This window comes from Mucilaginibacter panaciglaebae (assembly GCF_039539265.1).
GTDB lineage: Bacteria > Bacteroidota > Bacteroidia > Sphingobacteriales > Sphingobacteriaceae > Mucilaginibacter > Mucilaginibacter panaciglaebae.
In genome coordinates this window covers 1-23753 of sequence record NZ_BAABCV010000011.1, presented here as the reverse complement: position 1 = coordinate 23753, position 23753 = coordinate 1, and the positions used below count along the sequence as shown (strand labels likewise).

At 44.1% G+C, this 23753-nt stretch carries 22 protein-coding genes and 1 other RNA gene; 13 read left to right on the top strand and 10 right to left on the bottom strand.

The genetic code is table 11. The features are described 5' to 3' along the window. The first annotated feature begins 19 nt into the window (after positions 1-19). Entirely contained in the window at positions 20-2167 is a 2148-nt protein-coding gene (locus ABD772_RS14780; RefSeq protein WP_345106051.1) for a sensor histidine kinase, read from the top strand. On the opposite strand, the gene ABD772_RS14775 is transcribed toward ABD772_RS14780, so the two are convergent. Then, on the bottom strand, positions 2135-3490 hold the full coding sequence (locus tag ABD772_RS14775) for a GH1 family beta-glucosidase (RefSeq protein ID WP_345106049.1): 1356 nt from the start codon (positions 3488-3490) through the stop codon (positions 2135-2137). The genes ABD772_RS14780 and ABD772_RS14775 overlap by 33 nt on opposite strands. A gap of 289 nt (positions 3491-3779) precedes the next feature. Between ABD772_RS14775 and ABD772_RS14770 the strand changes: the two genes are divergently transcribed. From ABD772_RS14770 to rnpB, 5 genes are all read left to right on the top strand, one after another. Further along, the gene (locus ABD772_RS14770) at positions 3780-4235 is read left to right on the top strand and encodes a DinB family protein (RefSeq protein ID WP_345106048.1); all 456 of its coding nucleotides are present in this window, start codon (positions 3780-3782) and stop codon (positions 4233-4235) included. Between the two features lie 67 nt (positions 4236-4302). Next, entirely contained in the window at positions 4303-4707 is a 405-nt protein-coding gene (locus ABD772_RS14765) for a lipoprotein (protein ID WP_345106045.1), read from the top strand. Position 4708: 1 nt separating this feature from the next. Beyond that, complete coding sequence (locus tag ABD772_RS14760; RefSeq protein WP_345106042.1) at positions 4709-5356, top strand: SCO family protein; 648 nt, start codon at positions 4709-4711, stop codon at positions 5354-5356. Further along, positions 5353-5772, top strand: coding sequence for a c-type cytochrome (locus ABD772_RS14755; RefSeq protein WP_345106039.1), 420 nt, complete (start codon positions 5353-5355; stop codon positions 5770-5772). The genes ABD772_RS14760 and ABD772_RS14755 overlap by 4 nt, the downstream gene beginning before the upstream one ends. A gap of 141 nt (positions 5773-5913) precedes the next feature. After that, an RNA gene (gene rnpB, locus ABD772_RS14750) (RNase P RNA component class A) lies at positions 5914-6286 on the top strand. 128 nt (positions 6287-6414) lie between these two features. Here rnpB and ABD772_RS14745 read toward each other — a convergent pair. After that, positions 6415-7437: a hypothetical protein gene (locus ABD772_RS14745; protein WP_345106036.1), complete on the bottom strand. Its 1023-nt coding sequence runs from the start codon at positions 7435-7437 to the stop codon at positions 6415-6417. A gap of 121 nt (positions 7438-7558) precedes the next feature. Here ABD772_RS14745 and ABD772_RS14740 point away from each other — a divergent pair, with 121 nt between their 5' ends. Next, on the top strand, positions 7559-8083 hold the full coding sequence (locus ABD772_RS14740; RefSeq protein ID WP_345106033.1) for a DUF4488 domain-containing protein: 525 nt from the start codon (positions 7559-7561) through the stop codon (positions 8081-8083). Positions 8084-8103: 20 nt separating this feature from the next. On the opposite strand, the gene ABD772_RS14735 is transcribed toward ABD772_RS14740, so the two are convergent. The 3 genes from ABD772_RS14735 to ABD772_RS14725 form a co-directional block, all read right to left on the bottom strand. Beyond that, positions 8104-8676: a hypothetical protein gene (locus tag ABD772_RS14735; protein WP_345106030.1), complete on the bottom strand. Its 573-nt coding sequence runs from the start codon at positions 8674-8676 to the stop codon at positions 8104-8106. A 275-nt stretch (positions 8677-8951) separates the two neighbouring features. Beyond that, positions 8952-9479, bottom strand: a complete 528-nt coding sequence (locus ABD772_RS14730) for a transposase (RefSeq protein WP_345106028.1) — start codon at positions 9477-9479, stop codon at positions 8952-8954. A gap of 198 nt (positions 9480-9677) precedes the next feature. Beyond that, positions 9678-10787 carry an AAA family ATPase gene (locus ABD772_RS14725; RefSeq protein ID WP_345106025.1) on the bottom strand — a complete coding sequence of 370 codons (1110 nt, stop codon included), beginning with the start codon at positions 10785-10787 and terminating at the stop codon, positions 9678-9680. Between the two features lie 408 nt (positions 10788-11195). Here ABD772_RS14725 and ABD772_RS14720 point away from each other — a divergent pair, with 408 nt between their 5' ends. After that, positions 11196-12572 carry a sigma-54-dependent transcriptional regulator gene (locus ABD772_RS14720; protein WP_345106023.1) on the top strand — a complete coding sequence of 459 codons (1377 nt, stop codon included), beginning with the start codon at positions 11196-11198 and terminating at the stop codon, positions 12570-12572. Positions 12573-12646: 74 nt separating this feature from the next. On the opposite strand, the gene ABD772_RS14715 is transcribed toward ABD772_RS14720, so the two are convergent. Then, positions 12647-13168 carry an SHOCT domain-containing protein gene (locus ABD772_RS14715; protein WP_345106020.1) on the bottom strand — a complete coding sequence of 174 codons (522 nt, stop codon included), beginning with the start codon at positions 13166-13168 and terminating at the stop codon, positions 12647-12649. Positions 13169-13255: 87 nt separating this feature from the next. On the opposite strand from ABD772_RS14715, the gene lepA reads away from it, so the two are divergent. Then, positions 13256-15043, top strand: a complete 1788-nt coding sequence (lepA, locus tag ABD772_RS14710; protein WP_345106018.1) for a translation elongation factor 4 — start codon at positions 13256-13258, stop codon at positions 15041-15043. A 167-nt stretch (positions 15044-15210) separates the two neighbouring features. Beyond that, positions 15211-16092: a bifunctional 5,10-methylenetetrahydrofolate dehydrogenase/5,10-methenyltetrahydrofolate cyclohydrolase gene (locus tag ABD772_RS14705; RefSeq protein WP_345106012.1), complete on the top strand. Its 882-nt coding sequence runs from the start codon at positions 15211-15213 to the stop codon at positions 16090-16092. A 115-nt stretch (positions 16093-16207) separates the two neighbouring features. Here the strand turns inward: ABD772_RS14705 and ABD772_RS14700 are convergent, their stop codons facing one another. Both ABD772_RS14700 and ABD772_RS14695 read right to left on the bottom strand, forming a co-directional pair. Continuing rightward, positions 16208-16546, bottom strand: a complete 339-nt coding sequence (locus ABD772_RS14700; RefSeq protein WP_345106009.1) for a Rieske (2Fe-2S) protein — start codon at positions 16544-16546, stop codon at positions 16208-16210. A 2-nt stretch (positions 16547-16548) separates the two neighbouring features. Next, on the bottom strand, positions 16549-17313 hold the full coding sequence (locus ABD772_RS14695; RefSeq protein WP_345106006.1) for a hypothetical protein: 765 nt from the start codon (positions 17311-17313) through the stop codon (positions 16549-16551). Between the two features lie 123 nt (positions 17314-17436). On the opposite strand from ABD772_RS14695, the gene ABD772_RS14690 reads away from it, so the two are divergent. Then, entirely contained in the window at positions 17437-18060 is a 624-nt protein-coding gene (locus ABD772_RS14690; protein WP_345106003.1) for a 7-carboxy-7-deazaguanine synthase QueE, read from the top strand. 33 nt (positions 18061-18093) lie between these two features. Beyond that, on the top strand, positions 18094-19992 hold the full coding sequence (locus ABD772_RS14685) for an OmpA family protein (RefSeq protein ID WP_345106001.1): 1899 nt from the start codon (positions 18094-18096) through the stop codon (positions 19990-19992). 48 nt (positions 19993-20040) lie between these two features. Here the strand turns inward: ABD772_RS14685 and recQ are convergent, their stop codons facing one another. Next, positions 20041-22233 carry a DNA helicase RecQ gene (gene recQ / locus ABD772_RS14680; protein WP_345106358.1) on the bottom strand — a complete coding sequence of 731 codons (2193 nt, stop codon included), beginning with the start codon at positions 22231-22233 and terminating at the stop codon, positions 20041-20043. A gap of 250 nt (positions 22234-22483) precedes the next feature. Here recQ and ABD772_RS14675 point away from each other — a divergent pair, with 250 nt between their 5' ends. Then, positions 22484-23569 carry a mannose-1-phosphate guanylyltransferase gene (locus tag ABD772_RS14675; protein ID WP_345105999.1) on the top strand — a complete coding sequence of 362 codons (1086 nt, stop codon included), beginning with the start codon at positions 22484-22486 and terminating at the stop codon, positions 23567-23569. A gap of 92 nt (positions 23570-23661) precedes the next feature. Here ABD772_RS14675 and ABD772_RS17595 read toward each other — a convergent pair whose 3' ends face one another. Next, positions 23662-23748: an IS3 family transposase gene (locus ABD772_RS17595; protein WP_425562807.1), complete on the bottom strand. Its 87-nt coding sequence runs from the start codon at positions 23746-23748 to the stop codon at positions 23662-23664. Positions 23749-23753: the final 5 nt, after the last annotated feature.

Sequence of the window (23753 nt, the reverse complement as noted above, 5' to 3'; positions counted from 1 at the left end):
GGCGAATAGTATATTTGTGATGACCCAGAATTATTTAACAGTGTTGATTTTCCGGAAAACTTATTCATCTATGCCGTCTATTCGCAATTTTTTGGTGATGGGCTGCTTTTTACTCACGATGTTCTCCTGCAAAAAGAAAACTACACCTGTTGGTAATTCAGACGAGTACCTTCGCGTACGGGACCGCGTGGATAGCCTCTTTCGTACTAATCATGGAAAAAAGGGGCTGCTGCTGCTTGATTCATTCATCAATCACTCTAATGATCTTACGCTTGAGGACAGGTATGGCGTTTATGGCTTACGCTATTTTTATTACCATCGTAACGTAGGCGACCATAAACAAGCCCTGGCATATGCCGATACCATGTTGAGTATAGCCAAGGAGAGCATTGATAACCCGCAACAATACACGCATTTGTTTATTGACGCCAGCTTTGCGCTTGGCGACACTTATTTTAATTTACAGCAATACAGCGCCGCTTATCAGCACTTGTTCCAGGGTTACGTGGTCGGCAAAAGTAGTTTGAACCGACTGGCCTTATCAGAATACATGTATCGCATGGGCATGATCACCTATAAAATGGCGAATTATAAACTCTCTAAAAACTATTTTATACGGAGTTATTATTATTATGATATTGTCCCCGGCGACTTTGCAAACTTTTATCGTGTACAGGAATTGCTTGATAATATAGCGCTGAGTTATAAACACAGTAACAGGCTGGACAGCGCAATGATCTATTTCGACAGATCGTTAAGTTTCGTCAATAAATATGGGCCGCAATTTAAGGACCGCGCAAAGATGATGGAAATCGCCCGCGGGGTTATTTATGGCAACAAGGCGGAGATATTTATCTTAAAAAAGAACTACGAACAAGCCATAACCTTGCTAAAAAAGAGCATCCGGATCAATTTGCAAAAAGACTATGATAATGTAGATGCCGAGCTAAGTGAGATCAAGTTGGCTCAGATTTATGATGACCGTCATCGCGATGCAGAACTATACAATTTACTGACTGCTATTGGCGAACAGCTTAAAACCATAAAAAACCCGGATGCAGAGGCCGATTGGAACCGCCTGATGAGCAATTATTATCAGCGTAAAAGAGACTTACAAAAAGCTTTAAATTATCTACAAGCCTACAATAAACTCAAGGACGAAAATGTAGCGCGGTTAAATTTGCTAAAGGAAAGCGATATTGATAAACAATTTGATACTTACGAGAAACAGCAGGAAATTGAACAGTTAAGCAATAACAACAAAACACAGCGCATTGTACTGGTAGTGATATTGATCATTGCGACCATGGCCCTGATCATCATCTTCCTGATATATCGCAACTGGCGCAGATCTAAAAAAGATGTACAAATTGTGAAGTCGCTTAATGAGCAGATCAATGCGCAAAATATTGAGCTGGGCAAAACGCTGAACGAGTTAAAAGTAAGCAGCCAGGAAAAAGACCGTATACTGCGCACCGTAGCACACGATTTGCGGAACCCCATTGGGGGCATAGCCTCATTAACCAGTATGCTTGCTGATGACGATTATACAGAAGAACAGAAAGACCTGATCAACCTGGTAAAAGAAACTTCACACAATTCGCTCGAGCTGATCAATGAAATTTTAGAAGCAACCAATGTCACATCAATCGAGATCAACGCCGAACTGGTTGAGATTAATGCATTAGTAAGTACCAGCGTTGAACTATTGCGTTTTAAAGCGGCCGAAAAAGCGCAGAAAGTCTTCTTTGAGCCCCTGCCAAACCCTCAGCAATTAATGATAAGCCGTGAAAAGATATGGCGCGTTATCAATAACCTGATCAGTAACGCTGTTAAGTTTAGCCCTACCGGTGCCGCTATATTTGTTAAGGTAACCAAAGAAACCGGGCAGGTAGTAATATCTGTTTTAGACAACGGCATCGGTATACCTGATAAGCTGAAAGACCAGGTATTTAACATGTTTACCAAGGCACAGCGCCCCGGCACATCCGGCGAAAAGTCATTTGGTCTGGGCTTGTCTATCTGCAAACAGATCATTGAAAAATCGCACGGAAAGATCTGGTTTGAGAGCAGCAATCAAGGCAGCGTATTCTATATCAGCCTGCCTTTACCAGATAAAGATTCACCGGCCGAATCATCGCAACAAGCCAGCGTACCAAAGGCCTGAGGCCTTTACAATGCGTTCTTGAGTTTCAAAATCAACATAGATAATTCCGAATCGCGGATGATATCCTTCGGCCCATTCAAAGTTGTCGGTAAGCGTCCAGATAAAATAGCCTTCAACCTTGCAGCCTTCGTTTTTAGCTTTCAGCACTTGTTGCAGATACCGCTGCAGGTACTCAAGGCGCTTTGGATCGTCAACCTGATTGTCAATCACCTCGTCTTTAAAAGCTGCGCCGCTTTCGGTCAGGTATATTTTTTTTATCTGCGGATAGGCCTGATATTTTTTTAGGATATGATATATTGACTCAGGATATACCTCCCATTTCATAACCGTTACCGGCACATTTCTATCTTCGGCTTTAACCAAAGCCGCATGGATGTAAGGCATAAAAAATGAATACTTTACAATTTCGCGGGTATAGTTTTGGAGGCCAATAAAATCGAAGTCAAACTGCGCCTTTTCCATATCGCCCGGCAAGATATATTTATCAAGGCCTTTCAATACAGGGAGATCGTGCATAGGATATCCTAATCCTAGTATTGGCTCAATAAACGTGCGATTAAGCAAAGCATCTACCCTAACAGCGGCTGCAAGGTCTTTTGGCCTGGTAGAATGAGGTTCTACCCAAGAGCAGGAAAAAGTAGTACCAATCTCAGCATCAGGTAAAAGTTTTCGCAGCAAACGCCCCCCTTCGGCAGTACATACAACCGCGTGATGAATAGCCGGAAGAAAATTTTTAATTCCCTTCCGGCCGGGAGCATGTATCCCCAAAAAATAGCCTGCCCCGGTAAATACGGCAGGTTCGTTCATCACTATCCAATGCCTGACCAGGTCGCCAAAAGCATCAATGCAAACAGTAACGTACTCACTAAACCAGCTAATGACCTCGCGGTTCGTCCAGCCGCCCTTTGCTTCTAAAGCATGCGGCAGGTCCCAGTGATATAATGTTATCCAGGGTTCAATGCCGGTATCAAGGCAGTATTGAATAACGCGCCTGTAATAATCAATACCCGCCTGGTTAACTTCGCCAATCCCATTTGGCAAAATACGCGACCACGCTATCGAAAACCTGAAGTTTGGAATATTTAATTGTTTGACAAGATCGATATCGGTTTGATAACGATTATAGAAGTCGGTAGCAATGCGGTGATGATGACCGTTTAATATTTTGCCTTTTTGAGAAGTAAAAACATCCCAGATGGATTCGCCTTTTCCGTCAACATCGCACGCGCCCTCGATCTGCACGGCAGCAGTCGATACCCCCCATATAAAATCCCCGCCAAAAAGCTGTTTGCTTAGCGGTGTATCCTGAATATTAGATTCCATTAAATTGAGCTACGCAACGCCCAAATTGTGTATTAAAATTGTATAAAAAAAACCTTAGCAAAAATAAAATTAATGGATGAATGATGACCCTATACTTTTAAGGATAATCCACTCACGCAGGCTGCTGAATAAGTTGCTGATGAATTTCATAACATTGCTTTTTTTCCTACTAAGGTAGCCTTGTAATGTGTGCTTATGATGACGTTAACATGATGTTTTTGTTAACTATGTCGAATAACGTGTTAAACATGATAATGTTTAATTTAGCCGCAATTAAAATTATCAACCAATGAAAGAATACTTTTTACGCATGTTTGGCTATGACCTTTATGCCAACAACCAAATTCTTGCTACCATGCGCCGGGCCAAAACACCACAGAACACCCTGGTATTAATGGCGCATCTGCTGGGCGCACAGATGCGCTGGCTAAAACGCTGCAAGAACCAAAGCGAAGCCGGGCTGGAAATGTTCCCCCAGGTGGAAACCATTCCCTTTGAAACCCTCATAGCGCAAAATCACCGCGAATGGTCAGATTTTCTGAATGAATTAGCTGACACGGATATGGACAGGGCGATCGTCTACAGAAACACCAGTGGTGCCGAGTTTAGCAGTACGATAACTGAAATTGCCACGCAAGTCATTAATCACGGCACCCATCACAGGGCTCAGATCGGGCAGCTGTTAAAACAGATTGGCGTAGATGCGTTACCACCGTTAGACTTTATATTTTATATACGCCAATAATTTAACTTGCAGATTACATAAAACGGCTTGCATAGTGTAATTTTGCGCATCATATCCTGACAACTTTATGAAAAAGATATTTCTTTTAGCTTTTGCCGCGCTTGCCCTCGCTGCGTGCAGCGACACCAAAAAACAAGAAAAAGCCCTGCTTGACGACGTGATTAAAATGCACGATACTGTGATGGGTCATGACGAGCAGTTGATGCATAACAAAATGAAGCTGGATACGCTGCTAAAAACAGCAGGCGATACTGCCAAAACCAGGATAAGCGCAATGATTATCCAACTAACTAAGGTTGATGGCTTTATGGAAGACTGGATGCAAAAGTTTGACCCCGCGCCCAAAGGTAAATCGCATGATTATTTTATGGCTTACATGACCGCCCAAAAGATCCGTATTGGCAGAATTGACTCTATGATGCGTGAATCGATCAAAACATCAAGCGAATTTCTGAAAGCAAAAACAAAATAACATGAAGAGATTGATTAGTGCCGCATCGGCGCTGCTGGTTTTAGCAAGCGCCTGTAAATTTAATTCGGCCGATAATAACAAATTACCCGTCTACGGCAATCGTACGCCGGTAACCAAAACTGTTAACGGCAAAACGGCTACCGATACGGTTTACCAAACCATCCCCGACTTTAAAACGGTTAATCAATACGGCGATAGCATAAGCAGCAAAAGCCTTGATGGTAGTATTTACGTGGCCGATTTCTTTTTTACCACCTGCCCTTCTATCTGCCCCGTTATGCACCGCAATATGCTTAATGTTTACCAGGCTTATAAAAACGACAAAGATGTAAAGATCATATCCTACACCATCGACCCCAAACATGACAGTGTTAAAGTGTTGAAAAAATATGCCGATAAACTGGGCATTGCCGGTAATACCTGGTGGTTGTTGCAAGGCAAGAAAGAAGAAATTTATAAGCTATCAGAAAGCTACCTGGTGCGCAAGCCCGAAGAAGATGCTAAGCAGCTGTTTATTCACGACGGCTATTTTATTTTGGTTGATAAACAAAAGCGCATCCGTGGTACTTATGACGGCACTGTGCCTGAACAGGTAGATCACCTCATTGCCGATATCAAAACCCTTAAAGCCGAACCCGATCAGAAATGAAACTAAAGGTAATAAGCGCATTGTGCCTGCTGCTGGCTGTACTCATCTATTCATGTCAGAATGATAATGATATTACTTTTAAACGCTATTACACTACAGGCAAGGTAATTTACACTACCCAATGCGAAAACTGCCATGGCGCCGACGGGCAGGGCCTGTCGGCATTGATGCCGCCGTTAACTGACACGGCCTTCCTCCGTAAAAACAAGGCCGCACTTTCCTGCTTCGTCAAATACGGCTTGAAAGATAAAATACTCATCGTCAATAAAAAAGCCTACGACAGCGACATGCCCCCCACCGACCTGGCCCCGATAGAGATTGCCGAAGTACTGACCTATACAGGAAATTCTTTTGGTAATAATCAAGGCTTGATCACCTCGCAGCAGGTTGAAGCAGAGCTGTTGAAGTGTAAATGATGTAGTCACTCATGTCATTGCGAAGGAGAATGACGAAGCAACCGCGAACTTTGCTTTTTTTCGTGCGATTGCCACGCTTAGCCCGCTATGACAGGTTTGCTATTACTAACAAACTTCCCGACTAAAAAAGCTACCTTTACACTTGCAAAACGTTCTATCGCTGCTGCGGCAACGCGGCGGAGGAAAGTCCGGGCAACATAGAGCATCCTGCTTCCTAACGGGAAGGCGCCGGCAGCCGGCGACAGCAAGTGCCACAGAAAATATACCGCCCCTCGCGGGTAAGGGTGAAAACGTGAGGTAAGAGCTCACGGCTTTTCCGGGCGACCGGGATTGCGGTAAACCTCAGGAGTTGAAAAACCAAATAGGTCCCGAATGTGAAGCTGCTCGCTTCCAGGCCTCGAGTCTATCGGGATGGGTAGGTTGCTTGAGCCTGCCGGCAACGGCAGGTCCAGATCAATGATAGAAACGCCCCATAACGGCGGTACAGAACCCGGCTTACAGCTTTGCTGCTGATTAAAACGCCCGGCCGTAAGGTTGGGCGTTTTTGTGTAACCCACTTACCCACCACGTCAGTGCGAGGAGAAGAATCGGCGGGCATGAATTGAGAATGCTTCGTTCCTCACTATACGCGGAGTGGGAAACTTAACGCTTCAACCGGTTAGCTATTACTTTAATGGCCGCCAACTCCACCGCATCCAGTTGATCAAACAGGCGTTGTTCGTGCATATCAAAAGAGCGTTGGGGCTTATTGCCTTCGCTCGCTCGCTGGTCGCCGTTATGAAAACACCAGCCGGCAGCCCCGCCGGCTATGGCTCCGTTCAGATCTGCTACATAGTCTTTTACTTCGGGTTGCCAGTTGGTATAACCACGGCGAAAAGGCTCCTGATAATGCACAGGAATTACCCTTCCGTAAGTTTTCATCTGTTCAATATATTCACGTGTCCTGGCTTCGGTTTGCATTGCCGACTCCGGTGTTCGCGGTCGATGGGGACTGATGAAGTCAACCTCAACTTTTTGCAGATAAGCACCCAGATCAGCTTTGCTGATGTCTCCACCTGCCGAAGCGGTAACCAGTAAGCCGGGCTTTAATGTTTTACATAACTCGCGCAACGCTTTCAGATCATCAAAGCTTACATACCTGTTGTCGCCAACATCATGCTCATTAGCCAGGTCAAGATACCAGTTACCGTAAGAGCCTAACGCCGATATTACAGACCTTACTGCCTGTTGATGGGCGGCCAGCGTTTTTAAAGACATGCCGTCTTTTTTATTGCCATGGGCAAGTGTTATATCTACCACGATGCCGCGGCGGTCGCATTGCGCAACTAACCATTTCAGTTTATCCATGTAGGTATTAACCTGATAGCCATTATCGTCCACGGCGCTGATATCGGTATCGCCTCCGGCCCAATTTACCCAAACACGTATCCAGTTGAATTTATACCGCTTAATATCTGCCAGATCCTGCTCAATTGAACGATCGGGCGCGCCAAGCGCGCCATAATAACTAATACCATAAAGAAATGCAGGCTTGCCGTTTATGGTAAATACCGATGCCGAAACACCCAATCTGGTTTTAGTATGAATTGATCTGTTATCTGTTTGGGCGTATAACCGGCATGAAAATAACAATATACAAAATACAAAAATGTGTTTTCTGCTCATTGAGCTAATATAGCCATCGGCTATCGTATTACAAACATCCTGCATTGCCGGTGCTTGTTAAACCCGGTCAGCTAAAATATATGATCGTTTTTATACATTTGATTAAACCAATAACCTAACCATGAAATCAATTTTAAAATTTGCTGCTCTGTTTCTTTGCTTCCATTTTGGTGCCACAACCGTGTTTGCACAAGCCGACGAAAAAGCATTTTACGGCAGCTGGCAACTTGACGAATCGGCCTATTACGGGCAACAAGAGCCGCCTGTGCGTTATACCAAGATATTTTACCCCAATCATACCTTTGTTAACCAGCAAACTAAGGCTTCAAAAACATTCACATCGCATAGCGGCAGATACACGGTGAACAATGACGGAACCTATACCGAACGCTCGTCTTACGTCAAAGAAGGTATAGGTTTTGTGTTCAAAGACAAAGACGTCATCATACACTACCACTTCAGCGACGACAAAAAACTGCTGACACTTAGTTTCACCGTCGCCAACGGAGCCTCATTTACAGAACATTGGCGCAGAACAACGGATATGCTGACGTTGTATTCATCGGTAAAAACACTATTATACGCCGCCTGTGTGGGTAAAAGGCGGCCCGGCCCCTCACCGTTGCCAGTCAAACAGGTGTTATAGTATTGGGCATAATTTACCAATTAATTGAAACTGAACCCAAATTGCAAGCTAAGCCCTAAAGAATATTTATCAGCATTTCCCCATCGATTAGGCAGAGCAGCCGAAACAAAGTAATTGACCGCTTTTGTATGCGCAAATACCTGATTGAACACCGGGGTAAATCCGTATCTGCCCGATGTTTCAAATGCCAGTCTGGTAATTATGGCAAACCCGTGATCAAACCGAAACATTGTGCCTGGATGAAATAACAAGTTGCTCATTTTGCTTGTGCCACCAGCCGCTGTGATAGTTGGCACAAACTCATAGCTAAATCCGAAGTGGTCGCTGTAAAGAACGTTTACACCAGCCGGAAAACCTATTTTGGTTGTGTGGTGGTCAAAATTCGGGGTCAGATGTCCCTCTTGTAAGGTTTCTAAAGGCAGTATAAAACCCAGGTAGCCAACAACCCTGGGATACTTTGGCTTAGCCGATATTTTTTGATATAAAGCCCCCGAATAACTAATGGAATCGGGTGGTACTTCTTTAACATTTTGCGCTTTGCTTAAAGTACTTAAAATTAAAACGATTGATGTAGCGAGTAAAAGTTTTTTCATAATATCTATAAAGTCTACCGCAATTATAGACATTTATTTGAATATTATAAAAGTTTGCGTGCTAAGTTATTTTTGTGTCTGAATTATCTGACCTTTCTAGCCCTTATTGGTGTCAACAGGTAACTATATACCTGTTCTAGCCCTTGTTGGTGTTATCACCAACAAGTATCATGCGCAGTGATGTGTTAGTAGTCCAAGATCATCTATAGCCCTTATTGGTGTTATCAGGAGACTATATATTTTTTAGCCCTTGTTGGTGTTATCACCAACAAGTATCATGCGCAGTGATGTGTTAGTAGTCCAAGATCATCTATACCAGTTTCATAGAATTTGGCAGACGAGTATTTATAATCCGCCGGATGTCTCGCCAAATTCCATTTTGTTTGTATCGGGTTATTGTGTATATAATCCAGTTTTTGCATAAAGACGCCTGGCGTCCACAAGTCAATGCTCAACGAGTTTCGTTCCCAAATTTGAAATTCTCTGTCTTTGGCATTTACCCGATAATGTTTTAATTCATTTGGGCTGTTTTTTGCCAGTTCGAACTTTAACTGCTGGGCTGTATATTTTAAAAATCGCAATTGTATTTTTTCTTTTATAAATCCATCTTGAATCTGCCAGATTAAATGAATATGATTTGGCATTATTACAAAACCGTATACCACAATGCTTTTCTCATTTTTTAAGAACAGCAGGCTATTTATAATGATATCTTTAAAAGCATCGCGTGTTAACAACTGCTTCCATTCCAATATCGTCGCGGTGAAAAACTGGGCATGGTAGTCAAAATTGATATCGGCCATTATGCTAATTTAGTAAATATTGGTGCTTATTGGTGATAACACCAACAAGGGCGCGGACATTTATTTGGATATTATAAAAGTTTGCGTGCGAAGTTATTCTTGTGTCTGAATTATCTGACCTTTACAGCGACGACGCGATGGAGAGTATGGCGGTGATGACTATGCTTATTGATAACAATCATTGGTAGAAGCTTCAACTTAACCATTGGTACCCGCCCGCTCTAACCGCTTTACCATTCTGCAAACCGTCCCGAAAGACATGGCTGTTTCGGCGGCAACTGCGCGGATACTCAGCCCCTGGCTGCGCAGTTGGACTACGCGGTCTTCGGTAATTTTGCGGTGCTGCTCGGTGTATTGCAGCAGGTGGCGGGCTTCGGGTTCGCGGCCGGCAAGGTCAAAGTGCAGGAAATTGTAAGGTTTTATGATGCGGCACAGGCGCACATTATCGGCACCATAAACCTGGGTGCCGCTGCGCTGTTTTATCTGTTTAAGATAGCGCAGGCCGGCATCGGTCTGGCTCTCACCAATGGCGAAAGCACTGTCGGCAAAATTGATAAGCATTTTGCTGCCTTGCAGGTCATTACGGCTGATGGGTTTTGCAGGGTTGCGCTTGGGTGTGTGTGCCAGCACAAGTATTGACAGTTTATATTGATGTTTGATAGCCTGCAGCTTGCTCATCAGGCTTACGGCGCTGGCGGCGGCTTCTGTACCGCTGCGCAGGCAGGTAATGTTATCAATAATAAGGATGCGGGCGCCGCTGGATATGATAACATTTTCAATGGCATTGTTGAGGTAGTCGGCATAGGTGGCAAATTTGCGTGCGCCATTTGCATCGGGATTAAACACCAGCCGCGCAAAATTCGGGCTGAACCGGTAATCGCCATACATGCCATTGCTGTAGCGCTTTTTAAACTGCATGGTACTAAGTTCGAAATCAAAATACAATACCTTTTCTGGCCTCTGCGCCGTGTCGATCCCGGCAATGGCTTCACCCCTGCTCAGGCTGTCGCCAATTTGTACGGCAAGGATTGATTTGCCCACGTTGGTATCGGCAAACATAATACACAACTCGCCCCGATACCAGAAATCGCCAAACAACATATCCCCTGCCCCCAGAGCATCATCGGTGGTTCGGAGCCAGTCGGCGGCCGATTTAACAATAAACGCGTCGCTGCTGTCGGCAGCATCCCGGAAAAAATTATCGAGCACTTTATTTTCCTTTTTGGTTAACGGCCTGTGCGCCATAGAGCGGATCAGCTCGATCTCCGCCGGGCGCTCAAAAGTGGGATATTCTCTGTAATTACTCATGTAGAAAGGTTTTTATGCAAGGTAGGCAGGAATTTGAAGTAAAGTGGTGACACTGATTTGTCAGCAGACGACTGATCCAAAAAACGACTTAAAAGTCAGAAAACGTGATCCAAAGTGATCCAAAATTGTCCGCACAATTTGATAACATGTTGATTTTGAAAATATTAAAAAAATTAAATGATCCAATTGATCCAAATTGATACACACTCGCAGGTGGATCACTGCGCAGTCCGCATTAGCAATAAAAAGCAGATACCGGGGCAGTGAGGGCGTTTACTCAGCGCAGGATTTAACCTTTAAATCAAAAAAATCGCCTATGGCCAAAACAAGAGCGCTTAAAAAGTGTTTAGTTTCCTGTACAAATCCTATATTAGTTAACGTAATTACAAGGAATTGATCTAACATATAATGGCTAAAATTTTAATAATTGACGACGAGCGGGCGATCCGTAATACGCTTCGCGAGATACTTGAATATGAAGACTACGAGGTTGAAGATGTAGATAATGGTATTGACGGGTTAGAAATGATCCGCAATCACGACTATGACCTGGTACTCTGCGATATAAAAATGAGCCGCATGGACGGCATGGAAGTACTTACCGAAGGCCTTTCTATTAAACCCGACCTGCCGTTTATTATGATATCAGGCCACGGCACGGTCGAAACCGCTGTTGAGGCCAGTAAAAAAGGCGCCTTCGACTTCATTTCCAAACCACCTGATCTGAACCGCTTGTTGATCACCGTTCGCAACGCACTTGACCGCGGTAGTTTGGTGGTCGAAACCAAAGTACTGAAACGTAAGGTGTCCAAAGTCCGCCCGATATTGGGTGAATCTCAGGCTATTGCTAAGATCAAGGAAACCATTGACCGCGTTGCCCCTACTGATGCCCGTGTTCTGGTCACCGGCGCCAATGGCAGCGGTAAAGAATTGGTGGCCCGTTGGCTCCATGAAAAATCAAGCCGCTCCAATGCCCCGCTTATCGAAGTTAACTGTGCGGCTATTCCGTCCGAATTAATTGAGAGTGAATTGTTTGGCCATGAGAAAGGTTCGTTTACCTCGGCTATCAAACAGCGTATCGGTAAGTTTGAATCGGCCAATGGTGGTACGTTGTTTATGGACGAGATTGGCGATATGAGCCTGTCGGCCCAGGCTAAAGTATTGCGGGCCTTACAAGAGAATAAGATAACCCGCGTAGGCGGCGAGAAAGAGATAGAGGTAGACGTACGCGTAGTGGCGGCAACCAACAAAGACCTGCTCAAAGAAATCGAAGCCGGTAACTTCCGTATGGACCTTTACCATCGCCTAAGTGTTATACTTATCCACGTGCCGCCGCTTACTGAACGTAAAGATGATATCCCGCTGCTTACCCTAAGCTTTTTAGAAGAGATCTGTAACGAATACGGTATGCCGGTTAAGAGGATATCGGACGGCGCATTGGAAGCCCTGAAAGCACTGCCCTGGACCGGTAACATTCGCGAGCTGCGCAATATGGTTGAACGCCTGATCATTCTGAGCGAAAAGACCATTACCGAAGATGACGTGAAATCCTTTGCAAACCCATCTGCACCTGTGAGTACAGAGGCGCAGGCCGCGGCTCCGCAAACCGACTATAACCAATTTAAAAACTTCCAGGACTATAAAGACTATGCCGAGCGCGAATACATTAAGTTCAAACTCGAAAAAAACAACTGGAACGTATCAAAAACTGCCGATGATATTGATATACAGCGAAGCCACCTGTATAGCAAAATAGAGAAATACGGATTAAAGCGCGGCGAGTAACTTCGCGCCATGCCGAAAGTAAAAAGGCGTACCAGTGCAAACTGGCACGCCTTTTTACTTATAACTCGGGTGCGTCAGTCGCCCAGCAGCTTCTTTTTTTGTGTTTCATATTCAGATTTGGTAATAGCGCCCGAGTCCATCAAAGCTTTTAACTTTTTAATTTCATCTGCTACAGAACCGGTTGCAGCAGCGGGGCTATCACTTTTACAGGGCTTTACTTCGCAGGCAGCAATGGCATCATCAACATAGACATTATAGCGCATCGGTCCGCCTGGATTTACACTGAACGTATATTTTTGAACACCGTTAACCGAGGTTTTGTTAATACTTTTAATGACGGCGCCAACATTGGCATAATCTTTAGACAGGCTGCGCACCGGCTGGCTGCGTCCGGGCATATTGCCGAATGGCCCCACCCGGCCTAGTAAGCCCTTGTCTTCAACATATAAAAATGAACCATCGGCTTTAGAACCCAGCCCCAGGCGCAGGGTATCGCCCACATGATAGGTAACCCCGTTTGATGCTTTGTATTCTTTTACCTGTGCCCGGCTCAAAAATGGCATTAGCAAAATAGATGCAAATAGTAGTTGTTTCATAAGTATGTTTTGATAAACCTTTTCAAGTTAGCTAAATCGCTGAAACCATACAAATTTGTCGCCCAAAAAAACTATTTTTGCGGCTGAATGAAGCACATACGTAATTTTTGTATAATAGCGCATATTGACCACGGCAAGAGTACCCTTGCCGACAGGTTATTAGAGTATACTAATACCATTACCAAGCGCGAAAGCCAAGCCCAGTTACTGGATGATATGGACCTGGAGCGCGAGCGTGGTATCACGATAAAAAGCCACGCCATCCAGATGGACTATGAGCTTGAAGGACAAAAGTACGTCCTGAACCTGATTGACACACCCGGACACGTAGATTTCTCGTACGAAGTATCACGCTCCATAGCTGCCTGCGAAGGCGCCCTGTTGATAGTTGATGCTGCCCAGGGTATACAGGCACAGACCATATCAAACCTTTACCTGGCTTTAGAGAATGACCTGGAGATTATCCCTGTATTGAATAAAATGGACCTTCCCGGTGCCATGCCAGAGGAAGTGAAAGACCAGATCGTGGACCTGATTGGCTGCAAACGAGAGGAGATATTAGCAGCATCGGGCAAAACAGGCATGGGTGTCCACGATGTCCTGCGTGCCATTGTCGAGCGTGTTCCTGCCCCTGTCGGCGACCCGGAAGCACCACTACAAGCCTTGATCTTCGATTCGGTATTTAACTCCTTCCGTGGTATTATTGCTTACTTTAAAGTAGTAAACGGCCAGATAAAAAAAGGCGATCGTGTAAAATTCGTCGCAACAGAAAAAGAATATATTGCTGATGAAGTCGGCACGCTAAAATTACGCCAACTCCCTAAAGACGTTATTAAAACCGGCGATGTGGGTTATATCATTTCGGGGATCAAAGAAGCTAAAGAGGTAAAGGTGGGTGACACCATTACTACCATCGACCGCCCCTGCGAGCAGGGAATACAGGGTTTTGAAGAGGTTAAGCCCATGGTATTTGCCGGTATTTACCCGGTTGATACCGAAGACTTTGAAGAGCTGCGCGAATCGATGGCTAAATTGCAGCTAAACGATGCTTCATTGGTTTTTGAACCGGAATCATCAGCCGCTTTGGGCTTCGGTTTCCGTTGCGGGTTCCTGGGGATGCTGCACATGGAGATTATCCAGGAGCGCTTGGAGCGTGAGTTTAATATGACGGTTATTACCACCGTTCCAAACGTATCGTATCTGGCTTATACCACCAAAGGCGAAGAATTGGCAGTGAACAACCCGTCTGACTTGCCGGACCCGAGCAAGATTGACCGCGTTGAAGAACCATACATCAAAGCAACCATCATCACCAAAGCCGACTTTGTAGGGCCGGTTATGTCTTTATGTATACAAAAACGTGGTATGATTGTCAACCAATCTTACCTTACCTCAGACCGTGTGGAGCTGGTATTCGAGATGCCTATGGGCGAGATCGTTTTCGATTTCTACGATAAATTGAAAACCATATCCAAAGGTTATGCCTCATTCGACTACCATCAAATAGGCTATCGCGCCAGCGACCTGGTAAAACTGGATATCCGGCTGAATGCCGAACCTGTGGATGCGCTATCGTCACTAATACACCGCAGCAACTCGTACGATTTTGGCAAAAAGATCTGCGAGAAGTTGAAAGAGCTTTTACCGCGTCAGCAATTTGAGATCATTATACAGGCATCAATCGGTGCTAAGATCATTGCCCGTGAAACCGTAAAAGCTATGCGTAAAGACGTAACTGCCAAATGTTATGGTGGTGACATATCGCGTAAGCGTAAATTATTAGAAAAACAAAAAGCCGGTAAAAAACGCATGCGCCAGGTAGGTAACGTAGAGATACCACAAAGCGCGTTTATGGCGGTGTTGAAATTGGATTAGGCCTTGGAGAGCGTTTCGCCGACTCGTTATTGCAAGGTACGAAGCAATCGCTACACATGCAAATAAGATATCAGAACTAATAATCTATAATAATATCATTGTCCGGTACGCCTTTCGCTATCAGAGATAGCTTCGTTCTGCAATGACGCTTTATTAATATTTATACTATGCAGCTTTTAGACGGAAAATACGTATCAGAAAAATTGAAAGTTGAAATAGCCGAAGAGGCGGCTGAAATACTGGCTACAACCGGCCGCAAGCCGCATTTGGTGGCGGTGTTGGTTGGTCATGACGGTGGCAGCGAGACTTACGTGGCCAGCAAAATGAAAAACTGCGAGAAGGTTGGTTTTAAATCAAGCCTGGTGCGTTATGAAGATACCGTTAGCGAGGCCGAATTGCTTAAAAAAGTTGAAGAGCTTAATACCGATGCAGATATCGATGGTATCATCGTACAACTACCGCTACCAAAACATATCGACCCAGAAAAAGTAACCGAACGCATTGACCACCGTAAAGATGTTGACGGTTTCCACCCTATTAACCTGGGGCGCATGCAGCGTAATTTACCGTCGTTTATTCCGGCTACACCGTATGGCATTACTTTGATGCTGAAAGAGTATGGTATCGAAACCGCAGGTAAACATTGTGTAGTAGTTGGCCGGAGTAACATAGTGGGCTCGCCCATGAGCATACTGATGGCCCGCAATACAACGCCGGGTAACTGTACCGTAACCATTTGCCATAGCCGCACACCCGATATTAAGAAATTTACGCTGGATGCCGATATCCTGATCGTAGCCATCGGCAAAAAGAATTTTATTACTGCCGATATGGTAAAAGATGGTGTAGTAGTTATTGACGTTGGTATGAACCGCGAAACTTCAACTACCACCAAATCGGGCTTTAAGCTTTATGGCGATGTTGATTTTGAGAACGTAGCACCAAAGTCATCATGGATAACCCCGGTACCGGGCGGTGTAGGTTTGATGACCATTATTGGGCTGCTGAAAAACACTCTGGCGTCGGCAAAAAAAGAAGTATACCAATAACCAAAAGCGTCATTGCGAACGTAGCGTGGCAATCTATACGCGACAGATTTCGTCGCTTTTTATAGCGATCGCCTCACTCATACCTCGTTCGTGATGACGTGGTGGGTATGACTACTCATTTAAACGCTTGTTTAAATCTTTCAAAAAAGGAAGTCATACCTATGTAGACTCCATCTTCTCTTATTTCAACAGGATAAGTGTCTATAAAATCATTTTGGCCGGGGTCTCCCTTGCCGGTATGGATATCATACGAATATCGGTGAATGGGGCAGATAAGCTTTCCATTTCTGCACCAGCCGCCGCTTAATTCGCCGCCGGCATGCGGGCAGGTTGATGATAAAGCATAAATATCGCCCTCATAGCCAACCAGGCAAATCCCCTTACTATTAACTTTTACTTTCTTAATAAACGGCTTACCGGTAAATTGAAAATCAGGTATTTTATACCAGGTCATAGTTAAAAATCGATTTTCAGGTCCATAATGGTCGGATCTTTAATAAGGTCGTCCATGTTGGTCATGAGCGTTACATGGCGCCTGTCTGCAGAAACAATAGCTCTCGGATTGTTTACTTTCTTAACCGGTTTGGCAAAATTCAACATCACTTTATAAGGCATATCTATCAACATGGCTTTAGCCATAACTAATGTATTCTGTGTTTTCTTAAGGAAAGCATTGAACTTAACTTTATCAATGATCCGGTAAAACTTATGCGGGGTGACGTCATATTGATAATAATCTTGTCCGGCCATTAGCTGCCGGGCGTCAAAACCGCGGGTTTGCTGGGTACTTTTTGTCACAGCATCCAACTGGCTGTTCATAGATATTTTTGCGAGATGCTCTAAATAATATTTCAGGTCGATGGCATTTTTGGCGGTATGCGTAATATTTAGCTTCATGACGCTTTTTCGCAAATCCATTTTAATAGCCAGATTGCTGTTTGCAGCCAGAGCCAGTTCATCTTTTGTAAGCTTGCTCTCCAAACTGTCGGGCAGGGCCGCCAGAAAACTCATGGTAGTATCTTTAACCAAATTAAACTGCGGCGTTTGTTTAACTGAATCTGAGATTATATTTTTAAAAACTGCTATTGCACGGCTCATATCAAAATCATAAACTACGTTGCATGAACCATCTGCTTTAAAGTCATAGCGCTCCTCTATATCCACACACGAGGTGAAGCAAAAAAGCAGGCAGACTGAAGTTAGCAGGTAAAGCTTTTTCATTATTATCAAATGTACTTTTTTTAAGCTGAAAGCTAAAAGTATAAAGATGAAAGTCAACTTAACGCAAGCTTTCTGCTTTGAGCTTTCTCCTTTACGCTCAATTAAGTACCTTTGCGCCCTATTATGGCACACCAGGTTCCGGAAGACGGCACATTGCTTCCTTTAATGGAAGAGTTTTACACGATACAAGGCGAGGGATACAATACCGGCAAGGCTGCGTATTTTATTCGCCTGGGTGGTTGTGATGTGGGCTGCCACTGGTGCGATGTCAAAGAAAGCTGGGATGCCGAACTGCACCCGCTTACCCCTGCCGACACGATTGTTGAGAATGCGCAAAAATATCCCGGCAAAGCCGTTGTTGTAACCGGCGGCGAACCTTTGATCTATAACCTTGATTACCTGACTGCCCAACTGCAGGGCAAAGGCATCAAAACGTTTATTGAAACATCAGGTGCGTACCCGCTTTCGGGGCATTGGGATTGGATATGTCTGTCGCCAAAAAAATTCAAAGGCCCTTCTCCACATATCGCGCAGCATGCTAATGAGTTAAAAGTGATCATTTTCAATAAGTCTGACTTTCAGTTTGCCGAGCAGCACGCCGCACTGGTATCAACCGACTGTAAATTGTATCTGCAGCCGGAATGGTCGCGCGCTAAGGAGATGACTCCGCTTATTGTAGATTATGTAATGAATAGCCCCAAATGGGAAATATCTTTACAAACACACAAATACCTTAATATTCCTTAATTTGTTAACTTAGTGTAAACTAAAGCTAACTACATGAAAAATGTAATACTTACATTTTTATTGCTCTTTTTTTCTGTTTTTGCTTTTGCACAACAGCCCTACTCCACCACCAATCAGGAGGCTATAAAAAACTATGCGCTGGCCAATCAGGCTATTGACGAACACAGCTATCCTGACGCTGTCGTACTCCTGAAAAAAGCTATCAACGCCGACGACAAATTTGTTGAAGCCCATGCTTTATTGGGTAACATGCTGCATCTTACAAAAAACAATAAGGGCAGTATTGATGAGTATAAAAAAGTTATCGCTTTAAATCCTAACTACAGCAGGGCTATATACTCGAAAGTTGCCGATATGGAAATCTCAGAGGCTCAATACAAAGAGGCGACTGCCCATTTGCAAAAGTTTTTGTCGTTGCCAAACAACGCCGACCGGGACCGGGAATATGCTCAAAAGTTACTTAAGGACTGCATTTTTGCTATTGATGCCCTGCAACACCCCGTACCCTTTAAACCTATTAATATGGGGCCAAATATCAATACCGGTGCCGATGAATATTCGCCGGTATCAACTGCAGATGATAAGACCATTATTTACACCCGCCAGATTGGCCAAAACGAGGACTTCTACCAAAGCGACAAAGCAAATGATCAATGGCAAAAAGCTATTTATCTGAGCGACCGTATTAATACGCCAAATTACAACGAAGGGTCTGAGTCAGTATCGCAGGATGGTAAATTTTTGTTTTTTACCGGCTGTAATCGCCCTGACGGTAAAGGGCGCTGTGATATCTATGTGGCGCAAAAACGTGGCGACGACTGGGCGAAACCGTTTAGTTTAAGTCCGCCGGTTAATACCAGTGGCTGGGAGTCGCAGCCTTCTATCAGCGCCGATGGCCGGACGCTTTATTTTGTAAGTAACCGCAAAGGTGGCTATGGTGGCTACGATATCTGGAAATCAATGCTTACTGAAAAAGGCTGGAGCGAACCCGAAAACCTGGGGCCTACCATCAACACGGCCTATAATGAGCAATCGCCTTTTATACACCCTGACGACAGTACGCTCTATTTCTGCTCGAACGGCTGGCCGGGCATGGGTAACCAGGACCTGTTTGTAAGCCGGGTTGGTAAAGACGGCAAATGGCAGGTTCCTAAAAATCTGGGCTACCCCATCAATACCAATGGTGATGAAAGTGGATTAAGCCTGACAGCCGGTGGCGCCTTTGCTTTCTTCTCGTCTAACAAGCTGGATGGTTACGGCGGCTTTGATATTTACACCTTTGAAATGCCTGCAGAATTACGCCCGCACATGGTAACGTATGTAAAAGGTTTTGTTAGCGATGCCAGGACGCATCAACCGCTGGAATCGGCGGTGGAAATCATTGCCCTGGAGAATAATCACCCGGTTTACCAGGATTACAGCTCGGCAGACAAGGGCGATTTCCTGGCAACAATAACAGCAGGTAAAAATTACGGCCTGAATATATCAAGGCCGGGTTACCTGTTTTTTTCGGAAAATTTTTCGCTGGTTGGGCATACCTCAAGTAACCCTTTTTTTATAACGGCACTATTAGAACCTATCGAGGTAGGTAACAAAGTGATCTTGAAAAATATATTCTTTGACACTAATAAATATCAGTTAGAGCCAGAGTCAAGGGCAGAATTGCAGAAGCTGATCGAATTTCTGCAATTAAACCCTACCGTGCGCATTGAAATATCCGGGCACACCGATAATGTAGGTAACGATGAATTAAACCAAACACTTTCAGAAAACCGGGCTAAATCAGTATACGACTTCCTGATCAGTGGCAAGATCGAACCGGGGCGCATGGTATACAAAGGTTACGGCAAAACGCAACCTATTGCACCGAATGACAGCGACGAGAATAGAGCTAAAAACCGGAGAACCGAGTTTAAGATCATTGCCAAGTAACAATAGACATAAAGTAAAAAAGGTGAGAATTTGATTCTCACCTTTTCGTCAGTTTCCTAACTCTGACATAAATTTTATCCGCATCAGCTGAACCTCTTCGCGGGTATAATCGTCGGCCCCGAGTTCGGCCAGTGCATCGTCGATGGAATCGACTTCGGCCGATTTAAAGTAATCGAACACTTCTTCCTGTTTATCCTCATCTATTACTTCATCGATGTAGTAGTTCAGGTTAAGCTTGGTGCCTGAGTTGACAATGGTTTCTACCTCTTTCAGTACTTCCTCGTAGCTTAAGCCTTTTGAGGCGGCTATATCTTCCAGGTTTAAGTGCCTGTCAATATTCTGGATAATGAATACTTTCAATGCCGATTTGTTGGCGGCGCTTTTAATCACCATATCAACCGGCCGATCGATATCATTATCCTCAACATATTTCTTGATCAGGTCAATAAACGGTGCGCCAAACTTCATCGCCTTGCCCGCTCCTACGCCCGATATTTGTCTTAACTCTTCCTGAGTTATTGGGTAATGCGTGCACATTTCCTCTAACGACGGATCCTGGAACAATACAAACGGCGGTAAGCCCTTTTGTTTGGCCATTTTTTTGCGCAGGTCTTTAAGCATCTGCAGCAACTGGGCATCCAGAGCGCCTCCGGCTTGCTTAGCGCCTTCATCATCATTATCGTCGTCAGCAGGCTCAATAACCCGGTTCAGGATAAAGCGTATACTGTGCGGATTTTCCAGGAATGAATTTCCTAGTTTGGTTAAACGCAATAAACCGTATTGATCAATGTCTTTCGACAGATAATTATTCAGCAATGCCTGGCGCAGCAACGAGCTCCAAAGTATTTCGCCGTCCTCTTTACCGGTGCCAAACAGCTCCAGTAAATGATGCTCATAGCTATGTACCTGCTGGGTTTCAACACCCATCAAAATATTGATGATATGATGATCGTCAAACTTCTCGCCTGTTTGTTTAATGAGGTTTAGCGCTTTATGCAATTGCGCTTCGGCATCAAAGTATGTTTTTGATGCGCAGCAGTTATCGCACATATTATTACAGCCGGCCTCGTTAAAGTTCTCGCCAAAGTAATGCAATAGCTGTTTACGGCGGCAAACCGAAGATTCGGCATAATCAATAACCTCTTTTAATATCTGGGTACCAATTTCGCGTTCGGAAACCGGCTTATCCTTCATGAATTTCTGAAGCTTATCGATATCTTTTTGAGAGTAGAACGCTACGCAGACACCCTCGCCGCCATCCCGACCGGCACGACCTGTTTCCTGGTAGTAACCTTCCATACTTTTAGGGACGTCATGGTGTATTACATAACGCACGTCCGGTTTGTCAATACCCATTCCGAAGGCTATTGTCGCCACAATAACGTCTACATCCTCCATCAGGAATTTATCCTGTGTATCAGCACGCACTTTAGCCTCCAGGCCCGCATGGTAAGGTAAAGCCTTGATGCCGTTTAATGCCAGCACTTCTGCAACCTCTTCAACTTTTTTACGGCTTAAGCAATACACTATACCCGATTTACCCTGGTTTTGCTTAACGTACTTAACAATTTCCTTGATAACGTTTCGCTTGGCGCGTACCTCGTAAAACAGGTTTCCACGGTTAAATGACGACTTGTAAACCGTTGCATTATTCATCTGCAGGTTTTTCTGGATATCCTGCTGTACCTTAGGGGTAGCCGTAGCAGTCAGGGCAATGATGGGTATATCATCGCCGATATTACTGATCACCTGGCGTATTTTGCGATACTCGGGCCTGAAATCATGGCCCCACTCTGATATACAGTGCGCTTCATCAACCGCAACAAACGATACGTTGTTGAGGCGTAAAAAATCGATATTTTCCTGCTTGGTTAACGACTCCGGCGCTACGTAAAGTAATTTGGTTTTGCCGCTCAGCACATCATCTTTAACTCTTATAATCTCGGCTTTTGTCAATGAAGAATTAAGGAAATGTGCAATGCTGTCAGATCCGCCGAAAGCTCTCAACTGGTCAACCTGATTTTTCATCAGCGCAATCAGTGGCGAAATAACAATAGCTGTGCCTTCGCTCATTAAGGCAGGCAGCTGATAACACATTGATTTACCACCACCTGTAGGCATAATTACAAACGTATCATTACCTGCTAAAATGTTGGTTATAATCGCTTCTTGCTCTCCCTTGAAGTTGTCGAACCCGAAAAAGTTCTGGAGATTATCAAAGAGCGATTTTTTTGTTTCTATCATTATAGGTACTCGTATTTATGATAATAATTTGAAAGTTTAAAGTAACAAAAATTTAAGAATAAACGACTGATTTACTTTAAAATTTTATACAAAAATGATTATCCGATTAAAAACAATTTGTTTATTTATTCTTTTATACCCTGAGGCAAATTAACGGTAACAATATCGTGTCGGTTAATGATTACTTAACAGATAAATACCCACATTTGTATTTGATAACACCAAACATAATTTCTACAATTACAATATGAATAAAAACTATTATGCCATAATCATGGCAGGCGGTATCGGGAGCCGTTTTTGGCCTATAAGCCGCACGTCGCACCCAAAACAGTTTATCGATATACTAGGCACAGGTAAAACTTTAATACAGCAAACGTATAATCGTTTTTTAAAAGTATGCCCTAAGGAAAATATTTTTGTTGTTACAAATGAAAGCTATACCGATCTGGTAAAATCGCAGCTGCCAGATATGGCCGATAACCAGATCCTGACAGAACCGGTGATGCGCAATACCGCACCATGCGTGGCCTATGGCTCGTTCAAAATTGAATCGATGAACCCTGATGCTGCTATTGTAGTTGCGCCATCTGACCACCTGATCCTTGACGAGCCGGGATTTGTGTCTACTATCGAAAAATCATTAAAAACCGCTTCAAAAGACCATTGTCTGATAACACTGGGCATTAAGCCGTCGCGCCCGGACACCGGCTACGGTTATATTCAATATACCGATAATGTTATCGATGGCGAATTTCATAAAGTAAAAACCTTTACTGAGAAACCTACGCTGGAAATAGCTAAAACCTTTTTGCAAAGCGGCGACTTTTTGTGGAACGCGGGGATATTTGTCTGGTCGGCCAAAGCTATTGTGAACGCATTTGAGCAGCACCTGCCCGAGATGAACGACATCTTTGCAGAAGCACGCCCGCATTACAATACCGAAAGTGAGCGCACACACGTAAACCAGGCTTACCTGCAATGTACCAATATTTCTATCGACTATGGTATTATGGAAAAAGCCGAAAATGTTTATGTATTACCTTCTGAGTTCGGCTGGTCTGACCTGGGAACATGGGCATCCATTTATGACCTGGCCGAAAAAGATTATGTAGGTAATGCGGTAATCCCATCAGAAAAAGTGATCATGTATGATTCTTCAAACTGCATGGTAAACGTCCCCCACGATAAACTGGTAATTCTGCAGGGCCTGCATGACTACATTGTGGTCGAATCGAACAACACGCTGCTCATCTGTCCGCGCGACCAGGAACAAAACGTTAAGAAAGTAGTTGCCGATGTTAAACAGCAATTTGGAGCCAAGTATATTTAGCCCCCCGCTCCCCACAAGGGAGCAATAGAGCGAAAATAAAAGAGGTTGTCACTTTTGTGGTGTGACCCCAAAAAGTTGGACAGATTACAAAATTAAGTTTTTTGTACGAGAGCTCGGTATTCCACCGGGCTCTTTCCATTTAACCTGTTTTTTATTCTCTTATTGTTGTAGTAATGAATGTATT

Bases quoted from the DNA above. Each gene is read 5' to 3' on its own strand.
- ABD772_RS14735 (WP_345106030.1), bottom strand. From the start codon at position 8,676: ATGAAAAAACTTTTACTCGCTACATCAATCGTTTTAATTTTAAGTACT.
- ABD772_RS14695 (WP_345106006.1), bottom strand. From the start codon at position 17,313: ATGAAAAAGCTTTACCTGCTAACTTCAGTCTGCCTGCTTTTTTGCTTC.
- ABD772_RS14770 (WP_345106048.1), top strand. From the start codon at position 3,780: ATGAAAGAATACTTTTTACGCATGTTTGGCTATGACCTTTATGCCAAC.
- ABD772_RS14755 (WP_345106039.1), top strand. From the start codon at position 5,353: ATGAAACTAAAGGTAATAAGCGCATTGTGCCTGCTGCTGGCTGTACTC.
- ABD772_RS14730 (WP_345106028.1), bottom strand. From the start codon at position 9,479: ATGGCCGATATCAATTTTGACTACCATGCCCAGTTTTTCACCGCGACG.
- ABD772_RS14675 (WP_345105999.1), top strand. From the start codon at position 22,484: ATGAATAAAAACTATTATGCCATAATCATGGCAGGCGGTATCGGGAGC.
- ABD772_RS14715 (WP_345106020.1), bottom strand. From the start codon at position 13,168: ATGAAACAACTACTATTTGCATCTATTTTGCTAATGCCATTTTTGAGC.
- ABD772_RS14705 (WP_345106012.1), top strand. From the start codon at position 15,211: ATGCAGCTTTTAGACGGAAAATACGTATCAGAAAAATTGAAAGTTGAA.
- ABD772_RS14760 (WP_345106042.1), top strand. From the start codon at position 4,709: ATGAAGAGATTGATTAGTGCCGCATCGGCGCTGCTGGTTTTAGCAAGC.
- ABD772_RS14720 (WP_345106023.1), top strand. From the start codon at position 11,196: ATGGCTAAAATTTTAATAATTGACGACGAGCGGGCGATCCGTAATACG.
- ABD772_RS14775 (WP_345106049.1), bottom strand. From the start codon at position 3,490: ATGGAATCTAATATTCAGGATACACCGCTAAGCAAACAGCTTTTTGGC.
- ABD772_RS14780 (WP_345106051.1), top strand. From the start codon at position 20: ATGACCCAGAATTATTTAACAGTGTTGATTTTCCGGAAAACTTATTCA.
- ABD772_RS14745 (WP_345106036.1), bottom strand. From the start codon at position 7,437: ATGAGCAGAAAACACATTTTTGTATTTTGTATATTGTTATTTTCATGC.
- ABD772_RS14725 (WP_345106025.1), bottom strand. From the start codon at position 10,787: ATGAGTAATTACAGAGAATATCCCACTTTTGAGCGCCCGGCGGAGATC.
- ABD772_RS14740 (WP_345106033.1), top strand. From the start codon at position 7,559: ATGAAATCAATTTTAAAATTTGCTGCTCTGTTTCTTTGCTTCCATTTT.
- ABD772_RS14700 (WP_345106009.1), bottom strand. From the start codon at position 16,546: ATGACCTGGTATAAAATACCTGATTTTCAATTTACCGGTAAGCCGTTT.
- ABD772_RS14765 (WP_345106045.1), top strand. From the start codon at position 4,303: ATGAAAAAGATATTTCTTTTAGCTTTTGCCGCGCTTGCCCTCGCTGCG.
- lepA (WP_345106018.1), top strand. From the start codon at position 13,256: ATGAAGCACATACGTAATTTTTGTATAATAGCGCATATTGACCACGGC.
- ABD772_RS14690 (WP_345106003.1), top strand. From the start codon at position 17,437: ATGGCACACCAGGTTCCGGAAGACGGCACATTGCTTCCTTTAATGGAA.
- ABD772_RS14685 (WP_345106001.1), top strand. From the start codon at position 18,094: ATGAAAAATGTAATACTTACATTTTTATTGCTCTTTTTTTCTGTTTTT.